Source organism: Chitinophaga sp. YR573, assembly GCF_900110995.1.
GTDB lineage: Bacteria > Bacteroidota > Bacteroidia > Chitinophagales > Chitinophagaceae > Chitinophaga.
The window spans coordinates 664,303-684,326 of the sequence record NZ_FOJF01000003.1 but is presented as its reverse complement, the minus strand read 5'-3'; the positions used below and the strand labels follow the sequence as shown (position 1 = coordinate 684,326).

The 20,024-nt window shown below is 40.5% G+C and carries 21 protein-coding genes; 7 read left to right on the top strand and 14 right to left on the bottom strand.

Annotated features, from left to right (window positions below; genetic code table 11):
- Positions 1-49: 49 nt before the first annotated feature.
- The 9 genes from BMW86_RS29230 to BMW86_RS29190 all read right to left on the bottom strand — a co-directional run bounded on the left by BMW86_RS29230 (position 50) and on the right by BMW86_RS29190 (position 10,776).
- Positions 50-1,666 carry a RagB/SusD family nutrient uptake outer membrane protein gene (locus BMW86_RS29230; protein ID WP_089786979.1) on the bottom strand — a complete coding sequence of 539 codons (1,617 nt, stop codon included), beginning with the start codon at positions 1,664-1,666 and terminating at the stop codon, positions 50-52.
- A gap of 22 nt (positions 1,667-1,688) precedes the next feature.
- Positions 1,689-4,955 carry a SusC/RagA family TonB-linked outer membrane protein gene (locus BMW86_RS29225; protein ID WP_089788234.1) on the bottom strand — a complete coding sequence of 1,089 codons (3,267 nt, stop codon included), beginning with the start codon at positions 4,953-4,955 and terminating at the stop codon, positions 1,689-1,691.
- A 321-nt stretch (positions 4,956-5,276) separates the two neighbouring features.
- Positions 5,277-6,419, bottom strand: a complete 1,143-nt coding sequence (locus tag BMW86_RS29220) for a FecR family protein (RefSeq protein ID WP_089786977.1) — start codon at positions 6,417-6,419, stop codon at positions 5,277-5,279.
- Positions 6,420-6,492: 73 nt separating this feature from the next.
- Positions 6,493-7,056, bottom strand: coding sequence for an RNA polymerase sigma-70 factor (locus tag BMW86_RS29215; protein ID WP_089786975.1), 564 nt, complete (start codon positions 7,054-7,056; stop codon positions 6,493-6,495).
- A 168-nt stretch (positions 7,057-7,224) separates the two neighbouring features.
- Positions 7,225-7,653 (bottom strand): organic hydroperoxide resistance protein, encoded by a 429-nt coding sequence (locus tag BMW86_RS29210; RefSeq protein WP_089786972.1) that lies wholly within the window; start codon positions 7,651-7,653, stop codon positions 7,225-7,227.
- A 124-nt stretch (positions 7,654-7,777) separates the two neighbouring features.
- Positions 7,778-8,539: a LytR/AlgR family response regulator transcription factor gene (locus BMW86_RS29205; protein ID WP_089786970.1), complete on the bottom strand. Its 762-nt coding sequence runs from the start codon at positions 8,537-8,539 to the stop codon at positions 7,778-7,780.
- Complete coding sequence (locus tag BMW86_RS29200; protein ID WP_089786968.1) at positions 8,520-9,539, bottom strand: sensor histidine kinase; 1,020 nt, start codon at positions 9,537-9,539, stop codon at positions 8,520-8,522. Before BMW86_RS29200 ends, BMW86_RS29205 begins: the two co-directional genes overlap by 20 nt.
- Before the next feature lie 10 nt (positions 9,540-9,549).
- Positions 9,550-10,005, bottom strand: a complete 456-nt coding sequence (locus tag BMW86_RS29195; RefSeq protein WP_177189432.1) for a DUF6130 family protein — start codon at positions 10,003-10,005, stop codon at positions 9,550-9,552.
- A 15-nt stretch (positions 10,006-10,020) separates the two neighbouring features.
- Entirely contained in the window at positions 10,021-10,776 is a 756-nt protein-coding gene (locus tag BMW86_RS29190; protein ID WP_218149253.1) for a DUF1223 domain-containing protein, read from the bottom strand.
- Between the two features lie 304 nt (positions 10,777-11,080).
- On the opposite strand from BMW86_RS29190, the gene BMW86_RS29185 reads away from it, so the two are divergent.
- Complete coding sequence (locus tag BMW86_RS29185) at positions 11,081-11,704, top strand: DNRLRE domain-containing protein (protein ID WP_089786964.1); 624 nt, start codon at positions 11,081-11,083, stop codon at positions 11,702-11,704.
- A 15-nt stretch (positions 11,705-11,719) separates the two neighbouring features.
- Positions 11,720-12,289, top strand: coding sequence for a cysteine hydrolase family protein (locus BMW86_RS29180; RefSeq protein ID WP_089786962.1), 570 nt, complete (start codon positions 11,720-11,722; stop codon positions 12,287-12,289).
- A gap of 42 nt (positions 12,290-12,331) precedes the next feature.
- Here BMW86_RS29180 and BMW86_RS29175 read toward each other — a convergent pair whose 3' ends face one another.
- From BMW86_RS29175 to BMW86_RS29160, 4 genes are read right to left on the bottom strand one after another with little or no spacing between them, the layout of a single operon-like run.
- The gene (locus BMW86_RS29175) at positions 12,332-13,096 is read right to left on the bottom strand and encodes a metallophosphoesterase family protein (RefSeq protein ID WP_089786959.1); all 765 of its coding nucleotides are present in this window, start codon (positions 13,094-13,096) and stop codon (positions 12,332-12,334) included.
- 13 nt (positions 13,097-13,109) lie between these two features.
- Positions 13,110-14,180 carry an ACR3 family arsenite efflux transporter gene (gene arsB, locus BMW86_RS29170; RefSeq protein WP_089786957.1) on the bottom strand — a complete coding sequence of 357 codons (1,071 nt, stop codon included), beginning with the start codon at positions 14,178-14,180 and terminating at the stop codon, positions 13,110-13,112.
- A gap of 36 nt (positions 14,181-14,216) precedes the next feature.
- Positions 14,217-15,062 carry an arsenite methyltransferase gene (locus BMW86_RS29165; RefSeq protein ID WP_089786955.1) on the bottom strand — a complete coding sequence of 282 codons (846 nt, stop codon included), beginning with the start codon at positions 15,060-15,062 and terminating at the stop codon, positions 14,217-14,219.
- 49 nt (positions 15,063-15,111) lie between these two features.
- Positions 15,112-15,441, bottom strand: coding sequence for an ArsR/SmtB family transcription factor (locus tag BMW86_RS29160; RefSeq protein ID WP_089786953.1), 330 nt, complete (start codon positions 15,439-15,441; stop codon positions 15,112-15,114).
- Positions 15,442-15,520: 79 nt separating this feature from the next.
- On the opposite strand from BMW86_RS29160, the gene BMW86_RS29155 reads away from it, so the two are divergent.
- From BMW86_RS29155 to BMW86_RS29140, 4 genes are all read left to right on the top strand, one after another.
- Positions 15,521-16,003, top strand: coding sequence for a hypothetical protein (locus BMW86_RS29155; RefSeq protein ID WP_089786951.1), 483 nt, complete (start codon positions 15,521-15,523; stop codon positions 16,001-16,003).
- 264 nt (positions 16,004-16,267) lie between these two features.
- Positions 16,268-16,882 (top strand): porin family protein, encoded by a 615-nt coding sequence (locus BMW86_RS29150; protein ID WP_089786948.1) that lies wholly within the window; start codon positions 16,268-16,270, stop codon positions 16,880-16,882.
- A 102-nt stretch (positions 16,883-16,984) separates the two neighbouring features.
- A complete protein-coding gene (locus BMW86_RS29145) occupies positions 16,985-18,088 on the top strand; it encodes a sensor histidine kinase (protein ID WP_089786946.1) in 1,104 nt (367 codons plus the stop codon).
- Positions 18,085-18,855 (top strand): LytR/AlgR family response regulator transcription factor, encoded by a 771-nt coding sequence (locus BMW86_RS29140; RefSeq protein WP_089786944.1) that lies wholly within the window; start codon positions 18,085-18,087, stop codon positions 18,853-18,855. Before BMW86_RS29145 ends, BMW86_RS29140 begins: the two co-directional genes overlap by 4 nt.
- Here the strand turns inward: BMW86_RS29140 and BMW86_RS29135 are convergent.
- Entirely contained in the window at positions 18,850-19,485 is a 636-nt protein-coding gene (locus BMW86_RS29135; protein WP_089786942.1) for a HupE/UreJ family protein, read from the bottom strand. The two genes, BMW86_RS29140 and BMW86_RS29135, sit on opposite strands and share 6 nt — an antisense overlap.
- An 84-nt stretch (positions 19,486-19,569) precedes the next feature.
- Here BMW86_RS29135 and BMW86_RS29130 point away from each other — a divergent pair, with 84 nt between their 5' ends.
- Positions 19,570-20,019 (top strand): hypothetical protein, encoded by a 450-nt coding sequence (locus BMW86_RS29130; protein WP_143056729.1) that lies wholly within the window; start codon positions 19,570-19,572, stop codon positions 20,017-20,019.
- Positions 20,020-20,024: the final 5 nt, after the last annotated feature.

Genomic DNA, 20,024 nt, shown 5'->3' with positions numbered 1-20,024 from the left:
TAATTTCCTGTACCTGATTTACAGCCAGGTACAGGAAACATGCTATAACTTATTGATAACCGGGATTCTGTTTAAGAGCCGGATTAAGTTGTATCGCTGTTGTTGGTATAGGGAATATGCGATGATTGATATCAGCATCCGTTTTAAAGCCCCATTTACCTTCATATTTGCCAAAACGGATCATATCATTTCTATGCCATCCTTCCCAGGAAAATTCGCGGCATCTTTCAGCATATATATCGTCCAGCGTAACGCCGGTTAATGCAGCAGAAGTTGTTCTTTGTGCCCTCAGTCCATTGACCAGTGAAAGTGGGGTTTCTCCGGAAGTAGGTGTACCACCCCTCAGAATTGCTTCTGCTTTCATCAGAATAATATCTGAATAGCGGAAGTAAGGAATATCATTTTTCTGATTCCTGTTTAAGGAAGTTGCATCCGGAAAGATCTTGATATTACGATAGCCCATATTCCATCCGATTTCATCATTTCCAACATCAAATGACGCTACATCCTGACGAAGGGTAACCTCTGGTTTCAGATCGATCTGGTAAGTGTAAGGCGCAGCCCCATCACTACCGGAATAAAACTTGTCATATCCCTGTTTGGTCGTTGTTACTGTAGCCGGAGTTACACCATCATTCATGAATTGTAGTCCTGTCAGCCATTGACCATTGCGAACATCATTTGCATCATTAAAGTTAACGTAGTATTCAGGTAATGTACAGACCGCAGCATCTGGTGTAAAAGGCAATCCGTATTTAGCAACAAGCCCCCTCGGTATATCATAACGGGCATGCAGGTTGTGACCTCTGAAAGGGAAGGTATTCGTCCAGGAAGGATCAAATGGTATTGCAAAAATAAATTCTTTCATCTGCGGCCCGTTGTTTGGGTAGAACATTTGCAGATAGGAAGCTGCAGGTTCCAGTGCATACAAGCCTGATTTTATAACATTATCGCAGGCACTTATACAATCATTATTACGTTCTGTACCCGTGTAGATCTCCGCATTCAGATACATTTTTGCCAGTAATGTATAAGCCATCCACTTATTTGCCCTTCCGTATGTTGACATCCCGGATTCACCACTCAATGAAGGAATGCATGCTTTCACTTCACGTTCTATAAATGTAAATACTTCTGCCCGGGGAGTATTAGGTTTGGCTGTAAAATCTCCATTCACGGTATCAATAGGAACATTCCCAAAATTATCCATCATCATAAAATAAGCCAATGCACGAATCATTCTCATTTCTGCAAGGCTCTGCTGTTTAAAATTGCCTTCCGGCATATTTTTCTGCAGGATAGAAAGTGTTTGATTTGCTGTACCTATGATAGTGGACATCCAGGTCCAGTTTCCACTTACATTAGAATGGTCCCTTGTCCAGTTATGATAATGTAATTGCTGGAATTCAGCACCATTATACCAGTTTCCTCCTCTTGCAGGGAAAATAGCTTCATCTGTGGTCAGCGTCTGCATAAAGAAGTATTCCACGGAAATATTACCTCTTAGTGCAACATACGCAGGACCGGATGCTGAAAGAAATTGTGCACTGTCACTGGGAAAAACATCTGGTGTTAACTCCGATTTTATCGGTACTTCCAGCTTATAACAGGCACTTAAAATACACAACAGCACCGGAACGTATATATATTGAGTTATCTTTTTCATAATGCTTTTTTAAGAGATTCGATTAAAATGACACATTAACACCAAACAGGAACGTACGCGTTTTAGGATAAAAGTTATTGTAATCAACTCCCGGTGCAATTCCGCCCTGGTTTACCTCAGGATCTGTACCCTTAAAGCTGGTAATTACAAAAAGATTGTTCCCCGTTACATATACCCTTACATTTTTTATGTACGGCCCCAGGTGTTTAAAATTATATGAAAGCGTTGCATTGTCAAATCTCACGTAACTACCGTTTTCAACAAAACGGGAGGAATACAGATAGGCATTATAATCTGCCACACTTTCACCAGCGGCATCCTTTAATATATTAGTATACTGCGCTGTATTTGGTCTGAAAAGGTCTGCCCGTGTAGCATTAAATATCTTATTACCGAATACTCCTCTTAAGAAGATACTAAGATCCAGATTTTTATAGTGAAAACTGTTAGACCATCCCATTAGTAATTTAGGTTGGGAATTACCAATATAATGATAGTCTGAACCGATAGCCGGGGTAATAGTCAGTTTGCCATCTCCTCCTACATATTGTGATACTCCGTTAGCATCTTTTCCTGCATAAATAAGCGAGAAAAATTGTCCTAAAGGCTTACCTTCTTTTAAGATCTCAAGGGAATGACTTGACTGACCCAGGCCTTCAGGGAATGCCAGCAGTATAGAGTCTCCTCCGGAGAATAAAGGATTGGATAAACTTGTGATCTCATTCTTATTATGTGCGAAATTAATACTGCTGGTCCAGCTGAAATCCTTATGATCTATAACCGTAGCATTCAGGCTCAATTCAATTCCTTTATTGCTCATACTTCCTCCATTCGCTACGATAGTACCTGCGGGAACAAGAATAGGATCTACCTTATAGGAATAGATCATGCCGGTAGTCTTCTTGTTGTATACATCCACCGAACCACTCAGTCTGCCCTTCAGGACAGTAAAGTCTACCCCAATATTAGCTGTACTGGTTTTTTCCCATTGCAGATTCGGATTGGCAGCCTGAATAGGACCACTGGCAGCTAAAGCTGATCCGTTATAATAGTATATACCCTGTGTACCTGAAATAAACTTTGACGTGTAAGCATTAAAACCGGTAGCATTACCAGTAACACCATAACTGGCTCTCAGCTTCAGATCGGTAAATACCGACTGTTCCTTCATGAACTCCTCCTGTATAATTCTCCATGCCACACCCACTGACGGGAAATATCCCCATTGGTGATTTGCCCCGAATACAGAACTCCCGTCTCTTCTCAAAGAAGCCTGTAACAGGTACTTATCATTATAACCATAATTTAACCTGGCGAAATTGGAAATCAGGCGATTTTCCTGGTAAACGCCATCTGGACCAAATCCAATCTGGAAGCCGGAAATCGCATATGGATTACTTAATGCCAGGTTGGAATACCCAACATTATCAACAGGGAAATTACTGGTCGTTACCTGGAAACCTTCGCCCACTTTATTATTCTGCCATGAATATCCTAATACAAGATTTACAGCATGCAGTTTGAAATTCCTGTTCCAGGTAAGAAAGGTTTCCAGGATCTTGCTTGTATTCTGATAAGAATTTCTTGTTGCCTGTCCGTTCGCACCAAAGGTTTGCGGGTTATGATATCCCAGACCTGGATTTGGGTTATCGTACATGCTGTTGTAATTGGAGGTAAAGTATTTATTGTAAAATTCACCATGCAATGAAGTAAAGCCGATATAAGAAAGATTCAGGTCATAGGTAAGTCCGAAAGGCAGCTTTACCTGTGTATTAAAACTTCCAACCAGATTATTATACTTATCATTCATCTGGCTGTTATTGATCATCGATAAAGGATTATAATAACCTTGCGTAGAGAAGTTCTCAAAATAGCTGCCATCCGCATTTTTAACAGGAGAAACCGGTAGGTGAAGTGCTGATTGCAGCAATACAACATTACGGTAAGGGATATCATTCGCAGTACTGTTTGAATTGGTGACATTCAGTCCAAACCTTACCTTGTCATTCAATGCATACTGTTCAACACTCAGATGGGCAATCACACGTTCCAGATCACTGTTTAAAAGAATCCCTTCTTTCTTGGTATAGTTAAGGCTCGCAGCATAAGTACCATGTTCGCCACCGCCGCTAAAAGAGATATTGTGATTATGAGATACTGCCTGATTCCGCTGAATGGAAGTCTGCCAGTTAGTATTTGCACTCTTATCATCAGCAGGAGAAAAAGACTCTCCGTTCCTGGTAAGAAAAGCCCTTAATTCAGAGGCATCCATCATATCCAGCTTATTTGACACCTTTTCGAGACCAACATACCCGCTGTAAGAAACCTCTGTTTGTCCTTTTTTACCTTTTTTAGTGGTTACCATGATAACCCCATTAGCCGCACGGTTACCGTAAATAGCAGTAGCCGCAGCATCTTTCAACACGTCAATCGAAGCAATATCGTCCGGCGCAATGGCAGAAATATCCACACCAGGTACCCCATCGATCACATAAAAAGGTCCCTGGGAACTGTTTAAGGTAGATGCACCACGCAATACCACTGTAGCAACCGCATTAGGGTCACCACTGGCAGATACGTTCAAGCCGGGAACTTTACCCTGTAATAGCTGTCCAACGTCTGTAATGGCCCCTTTATTCAATTCATCTGCTTTTACCGTATTAACAGAGCTGATCAGGTTTTTACGGGATTGTTTACCATATCCGACTACGACTACATCCCCCAGCCCTATTGATGATGAGACAAGAGCAACTGAAATGCTGCTCCGCCCATTTACCGGCAGCTCCTGCGACTGATAACCGAGGTAACTGAATATCAGTATGGCGTTGGCATCTATGCCCGCCAGCTGATATTCTCCGTTGGCATTTGTTTGTGCCCCTTTGGAAGTCCCTTTTATCTGAACAGAGACCCCGGGCAGGGGGGTACCTTTAGCATCGGTGACCTTTCCGGATACTGTTATGTTAGGCATGGCAGCCTCCTCTATCAGATCCGCATGCAACCTGGATTTAACAATGATCGTCTTATTAACGATCTGGTAACTGAAAGGCTGATCTTTAAAGATCATATCCAGCACATATGGCAGATCTGCGTTATCAATCCGGATACTTACATTTTTAGCATTACTAAGTAAGTCCAGTCTGTAGAAGAATTTATAACCGGTCTTTGCCCTTATCTCCTTCAAAACCTCCTCCAACGGGCGGTCTTTCAGAGACAGACTCAGTTTTTGTGCATATCCCGCTGCATTTACCTGCAAACAGGCAATTGTAAGCAAAATGACAATCATTCTCATAACAAGGAACATTTTTCGTTGCCGGAAATATCCTGTTCTAATCCGGTGGGCAACGATGCCATATTTAATTTTGGTCGAATCAAGCCAATTTACAGGCATGGCTTTTACATCATCATGCAATTGCATAGATTTGCAGTGTTTGGGTGTGAATGATAATTGATCTTCAGTGGATTTTTTGTCACCCGCAGAACCCGGACATTACAGGGGCGGCCTCAATCGCCCCTGTTTCATTACAGGGAATGCAGGTACGCAACATCAAGGTGGTACATTGTTCATAAAGCGTCATTTAAAATTTTGGTTGAATACTACTCTATATATTGGCTACGCGCGTACTAATATCTTATGTCCCTCTACAGTAAACTTAACGCCACTTACTTCCAGTATTTTTAAGACAGTTGAAATATCTGCTGTTCTGTCAATTTCTCCCCGGAAAAGGCCTTTGGGAACGCCATCAGGATAAACTACCTCTGCATCATACCAGCGGGCAATCTGCTGCATAACTTCTTCTATTGTGGCATCATTAAAGCTGAATATTCCATTCTTCCATGCTATTACCTCTTCTACATTTACAGGTAACACATTCATTTCACCCGAATGTTTCATTTTTGCCTGCTGCCCGGGTTTGAGCAATACCTCTTTATTGCTGGAAGCCACTTTTACCATCCCTTGCAACAAGGTTGTTTTAACAACCTGCTCCTCTTCATATGCCATTACGTTAAAATGAGTACCCAGTACCCGTACTTCCATATTATTAACGCTGACAATAAATGGCTGATGCTCATTGGCAGCTACTTCAAAATAAGCTTCCCCCTTTAACTTTACTGTACGGTCCTTTCCGGTAAAGGCAGTCGGGAAAACAAGCGAACTGGCGGCATTCATCCATACCATAGTACCGTCTGGCAGCGTAACCTGGTATTGTCCCCCACGTGGAGTAGAAAGCGTATTAAAGGATACCGGCTGTCCCCCATCCTTACCCTGTCCATCCTTATAAGCCAGTTGTCCGTTATTCAGTTTTATAACCTGTACACTCCCTTGTTTAGCCAGTGTACCACTATGTTCATCCTCAAGTACAATCACACTACCATTGGCCAATGTAAGTGTGGCCTTGTTACTACCTGGTAAGATATTATTATGAACCGCGGGCTGATTCACCGCCTGCAGGCGCTCCTTTTTCTCTTTGGCATAGTAAATACTACCTGCAATAATTAATACCAGTAAAGAAGCTGCTGCCCAATACCATTTTCCGACAACTGTTTTTTCTCCTTTTATATATTGGAGCATGGGAGATAACATCTGGCTCCGCAGTTCCTCCCTGGAATGCACGGTTTCGTCATTCCACTCAATAGCTTCTTCAGGAAGAGTATTATACCATTTTTCAAACAATGCTCTTTCTTCCGGACTAATAGTGCCTTTCAGCAATTTGTCCGCCAGTAAGGCTACTTGTTCAGGAGTCAGATCACTCATTGTAAAGACGCTTTTATATATAGTCTTTACAAGTGACCGGTTACCCTTAGTCCAGTCAAAAAAAAATATTAACTCAGAGGAAGAAGAAGAAATAGAGATGTCTCAGGGAAGTACGCAGGGATCTGAGCGCCCTGCTCATATGGGCTTCTACCGTTTTTACGGAGATATTAAGGGTGGCCGCTATTTGTTTTTCGCTGAGCCCGTTTTCGCGGCTCAAACGGAATACCAGCTGGCATTTCTCTGGTAAGGCTCTTACCGTATTTTCCAGTTCATCCCGGAGTTGCTGGTAACTGAGCCACTGTTCAGTACTGGTATCAGTTTCAGACTGATTAAGCATAGCCTGACGATCGGTTTCATGTTTACGCCTGGCCAGAAAAGTGATGATCTTATATTTAAGTGCAGCAGAGATGTATGTATGGAAAGAATGGCGTATATGTATATTATCTGATCTTTTCCAGATATCCAGGAAAACCTCCTGTACTACTTCCTGTGCATCCATTGTAGATTGAAGACGAATATAGGCAAGGGTTACCAGTTTCTCCCAATAACGCTCATACAGAGATGTAAATGCCGTAGCATCCCGGTTTAGCTGCAATCGTTGCAGCAGTTCCTCATCACTGTCCTGATATTTATACATATCTATAAGTCCCTTAGCTGAATTACATAGGTAGATTATCCCCCTATAAATATACTAAAACATATTTATTATTATTTTGACTATTTCCCTGGGTTGGTCATATTAGAAACAAAACGGCTTCAAAACAGGATGATCCTGTTTTGAAGCCGTACTGAACCCCTTTTATCATTAAACCAGGTTAAATGTCACATTAATATTACCCCGTGTAAGTTTGGAATAAGGACATGTCTGATGCGCTTCGGCAATGATTGCCTGCGCTACTTCCCTATCCAATCCCGGCAAACTTACATTAAGACGCGCCTGCAGAAAATACCCGTCACCAATCGTTCCTAAATCCACTTCTGCATCAACAGAACGATCAGCAGGAATTGTCACTTTCATCTTACCTGCGGCAATACCCATCGCACCTATAAAACAAGCTGACCAGCCCGCGGCGAACAACTGTTCCGGATTTGTACCGGTACCTTTTGTACCAGGACTTGAAAGCTTAATGTCCAGATGACCATCTGAACTAACAGAGGCTCCTTCACGGCCACCTGTTGTATGTGTCTTAGCAGTATATAATACTTTTTCGATCTGAGGAATGTTACTTTGCATTGCTTTGTTTTTTTAATTATTAAAATGATGCACCAAAGGTATCCCTGTATCAAACCAACTCAAACCAACAAATGGACCAGGTAGGCATAGTTTATCCTGAATTAGCCATTTTGATACCTGAAATTTACCGGTTCTCCAACCAGCTTAAAAAGGCAGTTGTTTTCTCTTTTCCTATCAGTAGTTTCTCTGGACTGGCAACCACCAGTTTCACCAATAACTTTCTCGCGAAGTAATGTTCTACTTCTTTTATCGCACTAAAATTAATGAGGTATTGCCTGTTGAGTCTGTAAAATTGTTTAGGAGATAACAGCGCCTGTATCTGGTCCAATGACTGTGCAATAGGATATTCCTGTCCCTGCAAAGTCATGATAGTAGCTGATTCATACTTGATAAAGAAGAATGCTATTGTTTCCGTTTGTATCGTGGTATATTTATTATTCTTAAAAACCAGGAAGCTCTTTTTACCCTCATCCAGTCCCACCCTTTTTAATAATCCATCCAGATCAGGCTGGGAATGCTGCTGAAAAAAGTTCTTAAAATTATCCACCTTTTCCAGTGCCGCCTGCAGATCATCTTTTGAAAAAGGTTTTAACAAATAATCAATACCATTGGCTTTAATAGCTTCCATGGCATACTCTCCGTAAGCAGTACAGAATATAATAGGGCAATGTACCTTCACTGCTTTAAAAATATCGAAACATACCCCATCCGAAAGCTGTATATCCATAAAGATCAACTCCGGCTCTTCATTCTCTGACAGATAATTCACAGCACTCTCAACACTCTGTAATTGAGCCACTATTTTAGCATCAGGCTTAATTTTGGATATCAGGTTTGCCAATGATTTTGCAGCCTTCAATTCGTCTTCAATGATGATGATTTTCATGTATAACGGGCAGTTTTATGCTAAATACTTTTTCATCCGACCGGATTTCAATTTTCTTATTCAAAAGATGAATATAACGCTGATTGATATTCTCCAGCCCCACTCCTGTAGAAGCTTCCGGGATTCTTTTCAGCCGGATACCGTTTTCTACAACGATACAATCATTCTCTGAATATATCCTTATCTGTAAAGGATATTCCAATGAAACCACATTATGCTTGATACAGTTTTCTATCAGCAGTTGTAATGTAAAAGGAGGGATGAGTGATTCATAATATTCCTGATCAATAGTAATAGAAAGATCAATCCCTTCCTCAAAACGGGCCTTCAGCAGAAACATGTATGCGTCAATAATTTCCAGTTCTTCTGTAAGCCTGATCAGATTCAGTTTCCGGCTTTCCAATGTAAAACGGTAAAAGTCTGAAAGCTTTAAAATGAAGTCTACGCTATGTGTATCATTACTTTCCACCATGTACTTTAAAGTATTCAGACTATTAAAAAGGAAATGCGGATTTACCTGTTGTTTAAGCAACTCATACTGCGCACCCAGATTATCTGTTTTTGTTTGTTCCAGCTCAATACCTACCTTCTGATTCTGATAGCTCTGATACAACAGATGAAGAAATAAATAGAAGGTAAGATTCACCAGGATCCCCCTGACTTCTATCATCAGCATAACCGGGCCAAAATCCAGGTGCGATAACAGGAACTGCTGTACACAAGCCAGTAGAAACATGATGGCTATTCCAAATAATAAACTTTTAACCAGGCGTACAACTGAAAACCCATTCGCAACATCCCGTGAAGAATAAGCCGGCAGTGTAAGAATATTATAATACCAGATAAAAACAGCAAACAGAAAGGTTACTAAAGAATTGATAATAGCTTCATAAGTATTAAAATGATGCTCGGCAATTTTAGGAACAGAAGCAAGTATGCCTACAAATGCCGAGCTGGCCCATATTACTTTATTCGGGATCTTAAATTTTCCTTTGTTCATAGACAACGTATCAGTGATGCATTTCCATACCCTTCGATTCCGGAACTATGAAGGTAATAGTTTTGCGGGTGATAATCTTATGTGTCGGATCTGCCAGTTCCACCAGAATCTTGTGCGTACCGGCAGTGAACCCATTTATAATAAGCGGCTCATTGCTTGCATCAGCCCAATGCCAGGGAGTGTCATCCACGGTAATATGCAGGTGGCCTATACGCGGAGAAACATTCTTTGCAGCAGCGCCATAAACAGGCAGAATACGCAGGTTTTCTGTGCGGTACTGCACCACTACCCTACCCTGGGTAAGCGGCTCAGCAAGGGGCTGATCTACCACTAATACAGGATCTGGTTCTGAAGTTAGCTGTACGACCGGAGCCGCGCCCCGGATGTCCTTTGCGGATTGCGCATTAGCAGTAAAAGTAAGACCTGCTGATAAACACGCTGTGATAATAAAATGTGTGATTCTCATTTTTGTATCTTTTAATTATTTATTATTCAGATCAGCCTTAGCAGCTGCTGAAATGCTACCATTGTTGTGGTTTTGTATTAACCCCAGTACTTCCCAGTTTGCAGTATCAAACCCCTTTGGCAGTTTAACCTTTGTACTTCCTTTTGTTTTTATGGGTTCAACCTGTAATGCAGATACAATCTGTACATGTGAAAGAGAGCGTCCTGCATTTTCCCCACGTGCTACTTTGCTTTGTGCCTCTTTCCGCACAACAGCGATCACTAAATCACTGCCTTTCTGCGCTCCTGTTACCTGATATTCTACAACACCATCCTGATGTACCTTTAGCGCCAGCGCCACTTCCTTGTTAATTGCCAGTTGTTCAGCAATCGTATGGCGGATAGCAGATCCATCAGAACCTACAAACTCAGATCTGCCATTTATAACAATCTGCGGTGTATAAATTTGTGCTGTGTTCAGCCAGCTTGCATACTGCGACTGTCTCCTGGAATAATCCGCATTACTGAAAGCATCTTTCCACCCCATCCTATCCCAGTAATCAACGTGATAAGCCAGTAAATAAACTTCCTTACCTGCCGTCTCCTGTTGTATTTTAGCCATCAACTCATCTGCCGGCGGACAACTGGAACATCCTTCCGATGTAAAAAGCTCCAGCACGGCAAAACCATTCCCACCCGCGCTTTTAAGTGTATCCTGCCCCATACAGGCAGAAAGAGAAAATGCGCTAATAATGAGAAAAGAAGTGAGTACAAAAAATCTGATCGTTTTCATGTTTCTCTGATTGTTTCCACAAAACTATTTCAAAAGTAGCCTGATGACCAGCAGAAGGTATTCCACTTAGGCAGATTAAGACGGGAATCAGGTAAATGAAGGGGTGAATTGGACAATACTAATTTAAACGAAAAAAGCGCACCTAAGTGCACTTTAGCCTATAATCCAGTTGTTTAGAACACAATTCCCGTTAAGCATACAATTCATTATCTATGAATGTCGTTTCAGCAACCTTGTTTATGGCCTGGCTTGCTGATCCCGGTATTAATTTTTATTTTAGCAGGATTATATCAAATATACCTATATGAAATTCGTAAAATCCTTTATCCCATTCGTTTTATTGGCTTTTTCAATTACCAGCTGTAAATACAGCAAAGTACTGGTACAACGCCCGGAAAAAGGCGAAGATACCTATGTACATCAATTCCATCCCGACAGGAACCTAAACTATGACAATAAAATTGCGATTATGGCCTGGACATTCGATGGTACCCCGGCTGATTGCAGGGGACTAATCCGTTTCGATCTGTCTTCCATACCGGTAAAGGCAAAGGTGACCAAGGCAGAACTCTATTTGTACCATATTACCGATCAGGGAAATAATCCGCAGCATTCGCAGCTTTCAGGAGCCAATGATGGTTACCTGATACCCGTATCCTCTCCCTGGAAAGCAGATTCTGTAACATGGAACAACCAACCTTCCGTTATAACTGAAAACCAGGTGGCAATACCAGCCAGTACATCAGCAACCCAGGATTATGTGATCGACGTTACTGCCATGGTAGGTAATATGGTGAAAGAGCCGGCCAACAATTATGGTTTTATGATCAGGTTACAGAATGAAAATTTCTATCGTGCACTTATGTTTGCCAGCAGTAATCATAAAAATCAGCAATTACATCCTACTTTAAAAGTATATTACAAGTAAGAAATAACTAATTAAATGGACGTAAATAATCAAAACACGGCGCTGCTTGTAATGGATATGCAACCAGCTGTTATCCGTCATCTTCCTGATTACAGTGAAATCACGGCTAAGGTCGCGGAAGCTGTTACATCTGCCCGTTCCAGGAATATACCAGTTATTTATGCAGTAGTTGGTTTCCGGCCAGGAATGCCTGAAGTAAGCATGAATAATAAAGTTTTTGCCGCAAGCAAAGAAAGGGCAGCAGGGAATACGGGCAACATGGATGCAATGATGAAGATTGATGATGCTGTTGCTCCGCTAACAGGAGAAATCGTTGTTACCAAACGTCGTCTCAGTGCATTTACAGGAAGTGATCTTGAAGTGGTTCTTCGCTCGCAGGGTATTCAGCATATCATTCTTACAGGCGTTTCTACCAGCGGAGTTGTATTATCAACTTTACGGGAAGCTGCTGATAAAGATTATCGTGTTTCTGTATTATCAGACTGCTGTACCGACAGAGATACAGAAGTACACAATATTCTGATCAATAAAATTTTCCCATTCCAGGCTACTGTATTTACTTTAGAAGAATGGAACAGCAAATAAAAACAGAGAGCCGTCCCCGGATAGGGACGACTCTCTATTTAATTAAACGCCCTTGCGTAAACTTTCCGCATAATCGTTTGGCAGAGGACTATCTTCCACTGCTTTTGCTGCCTTCTCCACATCATATTCAAAACGTATAAATTCAGTTTGAACAGTACGTTTATCACTGATACTGCTATTCTCATTAATATGCAGCATCACATATCCCCCACGTGGATCCCCATCTTTAGGTTTGCCAACAGAGCCTATATTGATAGCATGACGGTAATGCAGATTTTCTTCTGTCAATACACGATGATAAGGCTTATGGGTATGACCGAAGCACATGATATCAGCATCAGCGTCATGCATAATCCTTAACATACTTTTCTCTTCCCGGTCTTCAAACAGATACTCGTTAATCTTGCGGGGACTACCATGTACCAGCAGCAGATTTAATTTATCATTATTCAGTTGAAACTCTACTTTGATATGGGCTGGTAAAGTGCGCAGGTATCTGCGTTCATCCTCTTTCACTATCTCATTCGTAAATGAGATGGAAACACTCCCATTAGCTTTCTCAAGATCAGTTTTATAAGCACAGCCGCAATCATTACTCATACGCCCGATACCAAAATCGTAATTACCAGCTATTGTGGGAATACCACGTTTACGGATTTCGTTAATCACTTCATTAGGCCAGATATTATATCCTACCAGATCCCCCAGGCAATAAACAGCATCCGGTTTTCTTTCTTCCACATCCTTAAAAAAAGCCTGTAAAGCAGGTAGATTTGCATGGATATCACTGAATAATGCAATTTTCATATTTCAGATTTTATTAAGCGCTTTGTAATTTATTGGTATAATATTTTTTCCTTAACCAGAAGGCAACATTTACGAGACTAATCAATGCCGGTACTTCAACCAGTGGCCCTATAACCCCCACAAATGCCTGACCGCTATTGATTCCGAATACACCTATTGCTACAGCAATAGCCAGTTCGAAATTATTGCCTGCTGCGGTAAAAGCAATAGCTGCATTTTTGGAATAGTCTGCACCCATTGCTTTCCCAAGAAAAAAGCTAACCAGGAACATGATGGCGAAATAAACAGCCAGTGGTATTGCTATTCTTATCACATCCATAGGGATCTGTACGATCAATTCTCCTTTCAGACTAAACATGACAACGATCGTAAACAATAAAGCTATCAGGGTAACTGGAGATATGAATGGTACGTATTTTTCGCGGAACCATGTTTCTCCTTTCCATGCTATCAGTGCATACCTGCTTACAATACCTGCCAGGAACGGGATACCAAGATAGATAGCCACGCTTTTTGCAATTTCAGCGATAGTAACTGATACCGTGATACCTTTCATACCAAACACAGTGGGCAGCCAGGTGATAAATATGTAAGCATATACGCTGTAAAGCAATACCTGGAAGATGCTGTTTAATGCAACCAGCCCCGCAGCATATTCCCGGTTACCATCAGCCAGCTCATTCCATACGACTACCATTGCTATACAACGTGCTAATCCTATTAATATCAATCCTGTCATATACTCAGGATAACCGTGGAGGAATAATACAGCCAGGCCAAACATCAGGACCGGACCTATTATCCAGTTCAATAAAAGGGAGGCTGATAATATCTTTACGTTCTTAAAGACCTCTCCCAGATTTTCGTATTTCACTTTTGCCAGTGGGGGATACATCATTAGTATCAATCCGGCGGCTAATGGAATATTCGTTGTTCCTGAAGAGAATGAATTAATAAATCCGGCAGATGATGGAATAAAATAACCTATGCCTATTCCTATGGCCATTGCCAGGAAGATCCATAATGTAAGAAATCTGTCCAGAAAACTCAATTGCTTTCGTTGTGCAGGATTACAGTTGCTCATGGTATATAATTGGTTGGTATAAACAGATATCTTGCATTATGAGCAACAATCAGGGCCACAACAGCTCTTAGTTTCAACAGGTTTTTCAGCATATACAGTTACGCTATAAATACCCGTATTCCCTGCTCTGAATTGTTCGATTTCCTCTTTGTTCAAATACCCTGACAGGATATCATCTGGTACTACAATGACTTTTTCTTTCTGAATAGTAACATTCGTAAATCCGTTATTTGTTATCAGGTCCATATATGCCTGTTTCTGGATAGCACCGGATACACAACCTGCATACATCTCAGCAGCTTCCTGTATTTTTGATGGCAGATTTCCTACCAGTACGATATCTGATATACTGAAATGCCCTCCTGGTTTTAACACACGAATGATCTCCTTAAATACGCCATCCTTGTTAGGTACGAGATTCAATACGCAATTACTTACAATTACATCCGCAGTATTTGCAGTAACCGGCATCTTCTCAATATCACCCTGCCGAAACTCAACATTATCAAAATTGATCTTTTCAGCATTAATACGGGCTTTTTCTATCATTGCCGGGGTAAAGTCTATCCCAATCACTTTTCCTCCTTCCCCGGTCTCCTGACGGGCTATAAAACAGTCATTACCTGCACCCGATCCCAGGTCGATAACCGTATCCCCTTTCTTTATTTTAGCGAATTGTGTAGGCAGGCCACATCCAAGGTTCAGGTCGGCATCGGGATTATATCCCTCCAGCTGGGTATAATCATCACTCATGATGTTATATGCTTCTGTGGAGCAACCACCGGCACCACAACAGGAAGTTGCATTCACTCCCTTATCCTGTAAAGCAATTTCACTATACTTTTGCTTTACCATATCCTTTATCTGTGCATCTGTAGACATAAAATAATGTTTTATTATTGTAATATTACGATAGATATAATCAAAAAAACTAACAGCAGGAATTGTCTGTGTTAACGTCTTTAAAGAACGCGGTAAATATTGACTGATACTGTTTCCAAACCTTTGGATCTATGCAGTAACAAACGCTGGCACCCTCAATATTCCCCTGTATGATACCAGCTGATTTCAGCTCTTTCAAATGCTGAGAAGTAGTAGCCTGAGCAAGCCCTAATTCCTCCACCAGATCACCACATACACAGGCATTTTTCCTCACCAGATACTGCAGAATAGCAATACGGGCCGGATGTGCCAGCGCTTTAGCCATCAAGGCTATATCATTCTGTTGTTTCGTAAATAAATCCGTTTTTGAAGCTCCCATACGTTACATCATTAACACATCGCAATATTACGATAGAATACTGATAATGCAAATTATTTTTTAATTTGTGCTCACCGGCATGAAACCAATAATTATGAATAAAGAAGCTTTTGATCTTTCACTCCAGAAGACAGATACATCAGTCATGCTGCATGAGTCTATATATAGTCGTCAGCAATTTCCGGTTTTTAATGAATATACAGTTCATATCAGGTTTAAGCCTGAGCATTATGAAACAATAAAGAATATTGTTGCATCGTACAACGATCCTCGTCATCAGGGTCGTGTTCAGCAATTTATAAAGGTGAGAGAAGATGGTATAGAACTTTACACTGATACCGTATATAATCCATATTATACCTATTACATCTGTATATCCGCATTTGCAAGGTATCTGGAGAATGCAATATTTTTTCTTTTATACTCCGAAGAAAATGATGAGGGAGATTGTCGATATGTTGTTGATAAATATGAGATCAGAGATAGTCTGTTGGATTTTAACAGGGACTATACAGAATATGAAGAGAGCGAGGATGATTATTTTAAACGATTAGGTTTATAAAGCATAAATCATATGGTTTAGCTACATCAGGCCAACTAAATTGATATTAATTATCATATATAAACATTTATATTATACCTACTCCTGCCAGATATCTACATTTCTCTTCCCCAAAATACCAGGCTTAAAAGCCCAAATCAGGATATGCCGCTTTAATTGCCTTTTTTCCGGATCGTTTGCCATATCGCCTGTTTCCATCACCTTCCACTTTACCTGTTAGCTGCGAATCCTAAACTTTGCCAAAGAATTAAAAACCAAGTCAAAATGAAAAAAATATTCTTATTCAGTTTAGTACTGCTTTCAGGCAAATGTTTTTCCCAGGAGGCCAATAAAAGTTTTTTAGGGGGGATAGTTGACAGGTTATCCTTTGGAGTTAAAGCGGGTAGCAACTATAGCAATTTTACCAATGCTGGTTTTGCTACAGACCCATCGTTCGGCTTCCATGCAGGTCCAAGCGTATCTTTTCGGATCAGCGATCACTTTAGTTTTGTGGAAGACTTTTTATTTAGCATGGAAGGGGCAAAAAGCAAAAGTACCCTTTTCGGTGGACAGGATATCAAACTCTATTACGTCGCTGTACCTGTAGTAGTAAGATACAAAACCAATATGGGGCTTTTTATCGAAGCAGGTACCCAGACCAGCTTCAAAGTGCATGAAGAGGTCGCCGGGTTAAAAGAATCCGGGATAACAGGCGGTAGCTTTGCGAAAAACATGAATATGGGGGCTGTCGGTGGTATCGGATATCTATCGAAATCAGGTCTTGGTGTTAGTGCAAGGTATGTTTACGGGTTAACCAAAGTGAACAACTTTAATGATCCAACTATTACCAAGGATTTCAAAAGCTCTACTGCGCAGGTAAGTCTGTTCTATAACTTTTAGAGAGCACAAAGTTGATATTGGGGTAAATCCCGTGGAGTACTAACACCATCGGGATTTACCCCGTTCAACGGTTATTAATCCCTACAGCTTACAATTACCGTTATGATACAGCATACAGGTCTTTTCCAGTCCCTCAGACGAACCATAAAAACGCTTACATTTGTATTCATGCCAGGTCGTTTACCAATCAAAAACCTCAGGAACCTGAATTGGATCGTATCCTTCACGTTCGCTTTACTATTCTTTATCTTATCATTGGGCGTGTTCCATGGTGATATTTATGCTGCTTTGCTTCGTTTTCTGCAGAGTATGGTATTCATGATCATCTTAAGTTTCGCCAATCTCGCTATTTTGTCGAGGTTCGTCAAAGAAGACCATAATAAAGAAAGCAGGATAGGAAAAGGTTTTTACCTGTTCAGTTATCTGGTGACAATTCTTGATTTTCTATTCGTAAAGATCTTATATTCTAAGCTTACCGGCTTGAAATGGGAAGGAGATGTCGATAATATATACGTTTCCTATGGGTTTGCAATTTTGACTACATCGGTTATCAATACATTTCTCATTGTTCTCCAGAATCTCGTTATCCTTCAGTATTGGAAGTCCCAGGGTGTAATTGAAAACTTACAGTTAAAAGGTAATGTAACTGAAATGACCAATCTTCTGTTACGACAACAGATACATCCTCATTTTCTTTTCAATGCCTTAAGTACCATTAAATCACTGTATAAAAAAAATCCCCCTCAGGGAGAAGAATATCTGATACATCTTGTCAATTTTCTAAGGGTATCCATTTCATACCATCAAACAAAAACCACACTGATAAAAAACGAGCTGGATTTCTGTATAGATTACATTAAAATGCAGAAAATACGTTTCGGCGCCGCATTTAACTATTCATTGGAGTTTTCTGAGCAAACAAAAAACACCAAATATTTGCCTTATTTTTCTTTACAGTCTTTGGTTGAAAACGCACTAAAACATAACGATTTAAGTGAGGAGTCGCCACTTCAGATTACAATCAGGGAAGAAAATGGCTATGTAGTGGTGAGGAACAGTATCCATGTTCCTAAATACAAAGAACCTTCTACCGGTCAGGGGCTGTCTAATCTGGCAGAACGTTACCGTTTACTTGGAGCAGAGGATATTATTATCAATTCGGATAATTCATTTTTTACAGTCCGGTTAAAAATATTGGATGAATGAGAGTTGTTATTATAGAAGATGAAAAAATTACTGCTGAAGATCTGATGCAGACCATTGAGCAGTCGGATTCTTCCATAGAGATTGCAGCCGTATTAAAGTCCGTTGCTGATGGGATTGCGTATTTCCAATCCCAACCTGTCCCCGACCTCATTTTTAGTGATATCCGGTTGGGCGATGGACTCAGCTTTGAGATCCTGAGTGATTTAAACATACCGGTAATATTTTGTACCGCTTACGATGAGTACGCATTAAATGCATTCAAAGCAAATGGTATAGATTATATCCTGAAGCCCTTTACGCTGTCCTCAGTTACCACTGCCCTGCAGAAATATAAAAACCTCGCGCAGATTGGACAGGAAGAAATAGCAAGGCAATATGAATCCATAAAACGGCTGTTTATGGAGAATGTTAAAGTATCAAAGGAAACAGCGCTATTGATAAGATATAAGGACAAGATCCTGCCAGTAAAAATTGAAGCGGTGGCATTATTCTGTCTGGACGATTATATGGTCCACCTGTTGACATTTGATGGGAACACTTATTATCCGGGCAAAAGTCTGGAAGAATTAGAGCGTATGGTAGGAGATAATTTTTTTCGTGTCAATCGCCGCTATCTGGTCAACAGAGATGCAATAATAAATGTATCCAGTTTATTATCCCGAAAATTGTCTGTAAGTGTTTCCGTTACAGCAAAAGACGATATTCTTATAAGCAAGGAAAAGGCTTCTGCATTTCTTAAATGGCTTTCCGGGATCGGCGGGTTATAATATCCTTTGGATAACCCAGCAGAAGGCTATCACAGAGATACATACTGATAAGGGTATTACTATTCGTTTACGGTAATAAGGTTTGTCTGCAAACCATCTTGCCAGTAAGAAATAAGCAGCTAAGATAACGGTGATCTGTCCTAATTCAACTCCCAGATTAAACATAACAAGGCAGGCAAAATAATGGTCCCTGGGCAAACCCATATGAGCCAATGCTCCAGCAAAACCTAATCCGTGGACTAATCCAAACAGAAATACAATGCCTATTCTTGCAGGTCTGAGCTTAGAAGAGAAGATATTCTCTACAGCCACGTACATAATTGATAATGCTATTAATGGTTCTATAACGTGCAAGGGAGGGGTAATGATCTGATACATGGCCAGCCCCAGCGTAATCGAATGAGCAATCGTGAATGCGGTAGCCTGCCATAAAACCGGCTTTAATCGTGGGCTTAATAAAAACAGGCTCAGTATAAATAAAATATGATCTAATCCATATGGCAAAATATGCTGATATCCTTCTATAAGGTATTGAATATTGGTATTGGATGATAGTAACCTGGCCAGTTCTCCCGGTTGCACATGTGCCAGAACAGTGTGGCATATTGAAAATTCATAACCAATTATCATTATATTTAGGCGATATTAAACCTTGTAAGTCGATGATTGTCTAAAGTATTACTATTTTATTAATATTTAACATATACTGCGAACTTGATAAAAAAACTATATTGGTTTCTTTTCGTGTATGATCTGAATGAATCATTGGTTAAACCGACCAATGGTACAGACAAGCCATTGAAAAAGGAACTGATTAAGGATTTATCTTATGTCGTATTATTTTCCTACGTCTTTTTTATTTTCAGCCCCTTGATTCCTTTGATCTCAGATATAGTAGCACATACTTTCTGGGAGAAAGAACACCTCTTGAAAGAACACCAGGTACATGGAAAAAACCACGTTGGTCTTGAAATTTCAAAATCAGAAAAAGATAAATCTACCAATAGTGTTAAGTTAGGGATAGAAGACTATTCTCATATCCCTACTGTTCATGTTGTTCTCCACTCCCCTGTTGATCGCACATTAAATCAGTCTTATTCTTTATTTAATTGTTCTTATCCGGTCTCTTATCCTGATATTGATTATCCTCCCCCAAGAGTGTAGGAATA

Bases quoted from the DNA above. Each gene is read 5' to 3' on its own strand.
- BMW86_RS29200 (WP_089786968.1), bottom strand. From the start codon at position 9,539: ATGAACAAAGGAAAATTTAAGATCCCGAATAAAGTAATATGGGCCAGC.
- BMW86_RS29145 (WP_089786946.1), top strand. From the start codon at position 16,985: ATGATACAGCATACAGGTCTTTTCCAGTCCCTCAGACGAACCATAAAA.
- BMW86_RS29185 (WP_089786964.1), top strand. From the start codon at position 11,081: ATGAAATTCGTAAAATCCTTTATCCCATTCGTTTTATTGGCTTTTTCA.
- BMW86_RS29215 (WP_089786975.1), bottom strand. From the start codon at position 7,056: ATGTATAAATATCAGGACAGTGATGAGGAACTGCTGCAACGATTGCAG.
- BMW86_RS29135 (WP_089786942.1), bottom strand. From the start codon at position 19,485: ATGATAATTGGTTATGAATTTTCAATATGCCACACTGTTCTGGCACAT.
- BMW86_RS29195 (WP_177189432.1), bottom strand. From the start codon at position 10,005: ATGAGAATCACACATTTTATTATCACAGCGTGTTTATCAGCAGGTCTT.
- BMW86_RS29190 (WP_218149253.1), bottom strand. From the start codon at position 10,776: ATGAAAACGATCAGATTTTTTGTACTCACTTCTTTTCTCATTATTAGC.
- BMW86_RS29150 (WP_089786948.1), top strand. From the start codon at position 16,268: ATGAAAAAAATATTCTTATTCAGTTTAGTACTGCTTTCAGGCAAATGT.
- BMW86_RS29230 (WP_089786979.1), bottom strand. From the start codon at position 1,666: ATGAAAAAGATAACTCAATATATATACGTTCCGGTGCTGTTGTGTATT.
- BMW86_RS29175 (WP_089786959.1), bottom strand. From the start codon at position 13,096: ATGAAAATTGCATTATTCAGTGATATCCATGCAAATCTACCTGCTTTA.
- BMW86_RS29180 (WP_089786962.1), top strand. From the start codon at position 11,720: ATGGACGTAAATAATCAAAACACGGCGCTGCTTGTAATGGATATGCAA.
- BMW86_RS29220 (WP_089786977.1), bottom strand. From the start codon at position 6,419: ATGAGTGATCTGACTCCTGAACAAGTAGCCTTACTGGCGGACAAATTG.
- BMW86_RS29140 (WP_089786944.1), top strand. From the start codon at position 18,085: ATGAGAGTTGTTATTATAGAAGATGAAAAAATTACTGCTGAAGATCTG.
- BMW86_RS29155 (WP_089786951.1), top strand. From the start codon at position 15,521: ATGAAACCAATAATTATGAATAAAGAAGCTTTTGATCTTTCACTCCAG.
- BMW86_RS29210 (WP_089786972.1), bottom strand. From the start codon at position 7,653: ATGCAAAGTAACATTCCTCAGATCGAAAAAGTATTATATACTGCTAAG.
- BMW86_RS29160 (WP_089786953.1), bottom strand. From the start codon at position 15,441: ATGGGAGCTTCAAAAACGGATTTATTTACGAAACAACAGAATGATATA.
- arsB (WP_089786957.1), bottom strand. From the start codon at position 14,180: ATGAGCAACTGTAATCCTGCACAACGAAAGCAATTGAGTTTTCTGGAC.
- BMW86_RS29225 (WP_089788234.1), bottom strand. From the start codon at position 4,955: ATGAGAATGATTGTCATTTTGCTTACAATTGCCTGTTTGCAGGTAAAT.
- BMW86_RS29205 (WP_089786970.1), bottom strand. From the start codon at position 8,539: ATGAAAATCATCATCATTGAAGACGAATTGAAGGCTGCAAAATCATTG.
- BMW86_RS29165 (WP_089786955.1), bottom strand. From the start codon at position 15,062: ATGTCTACAGATGCACAGATAAAGGATATGGTAAAGCAAAAGTATAGT.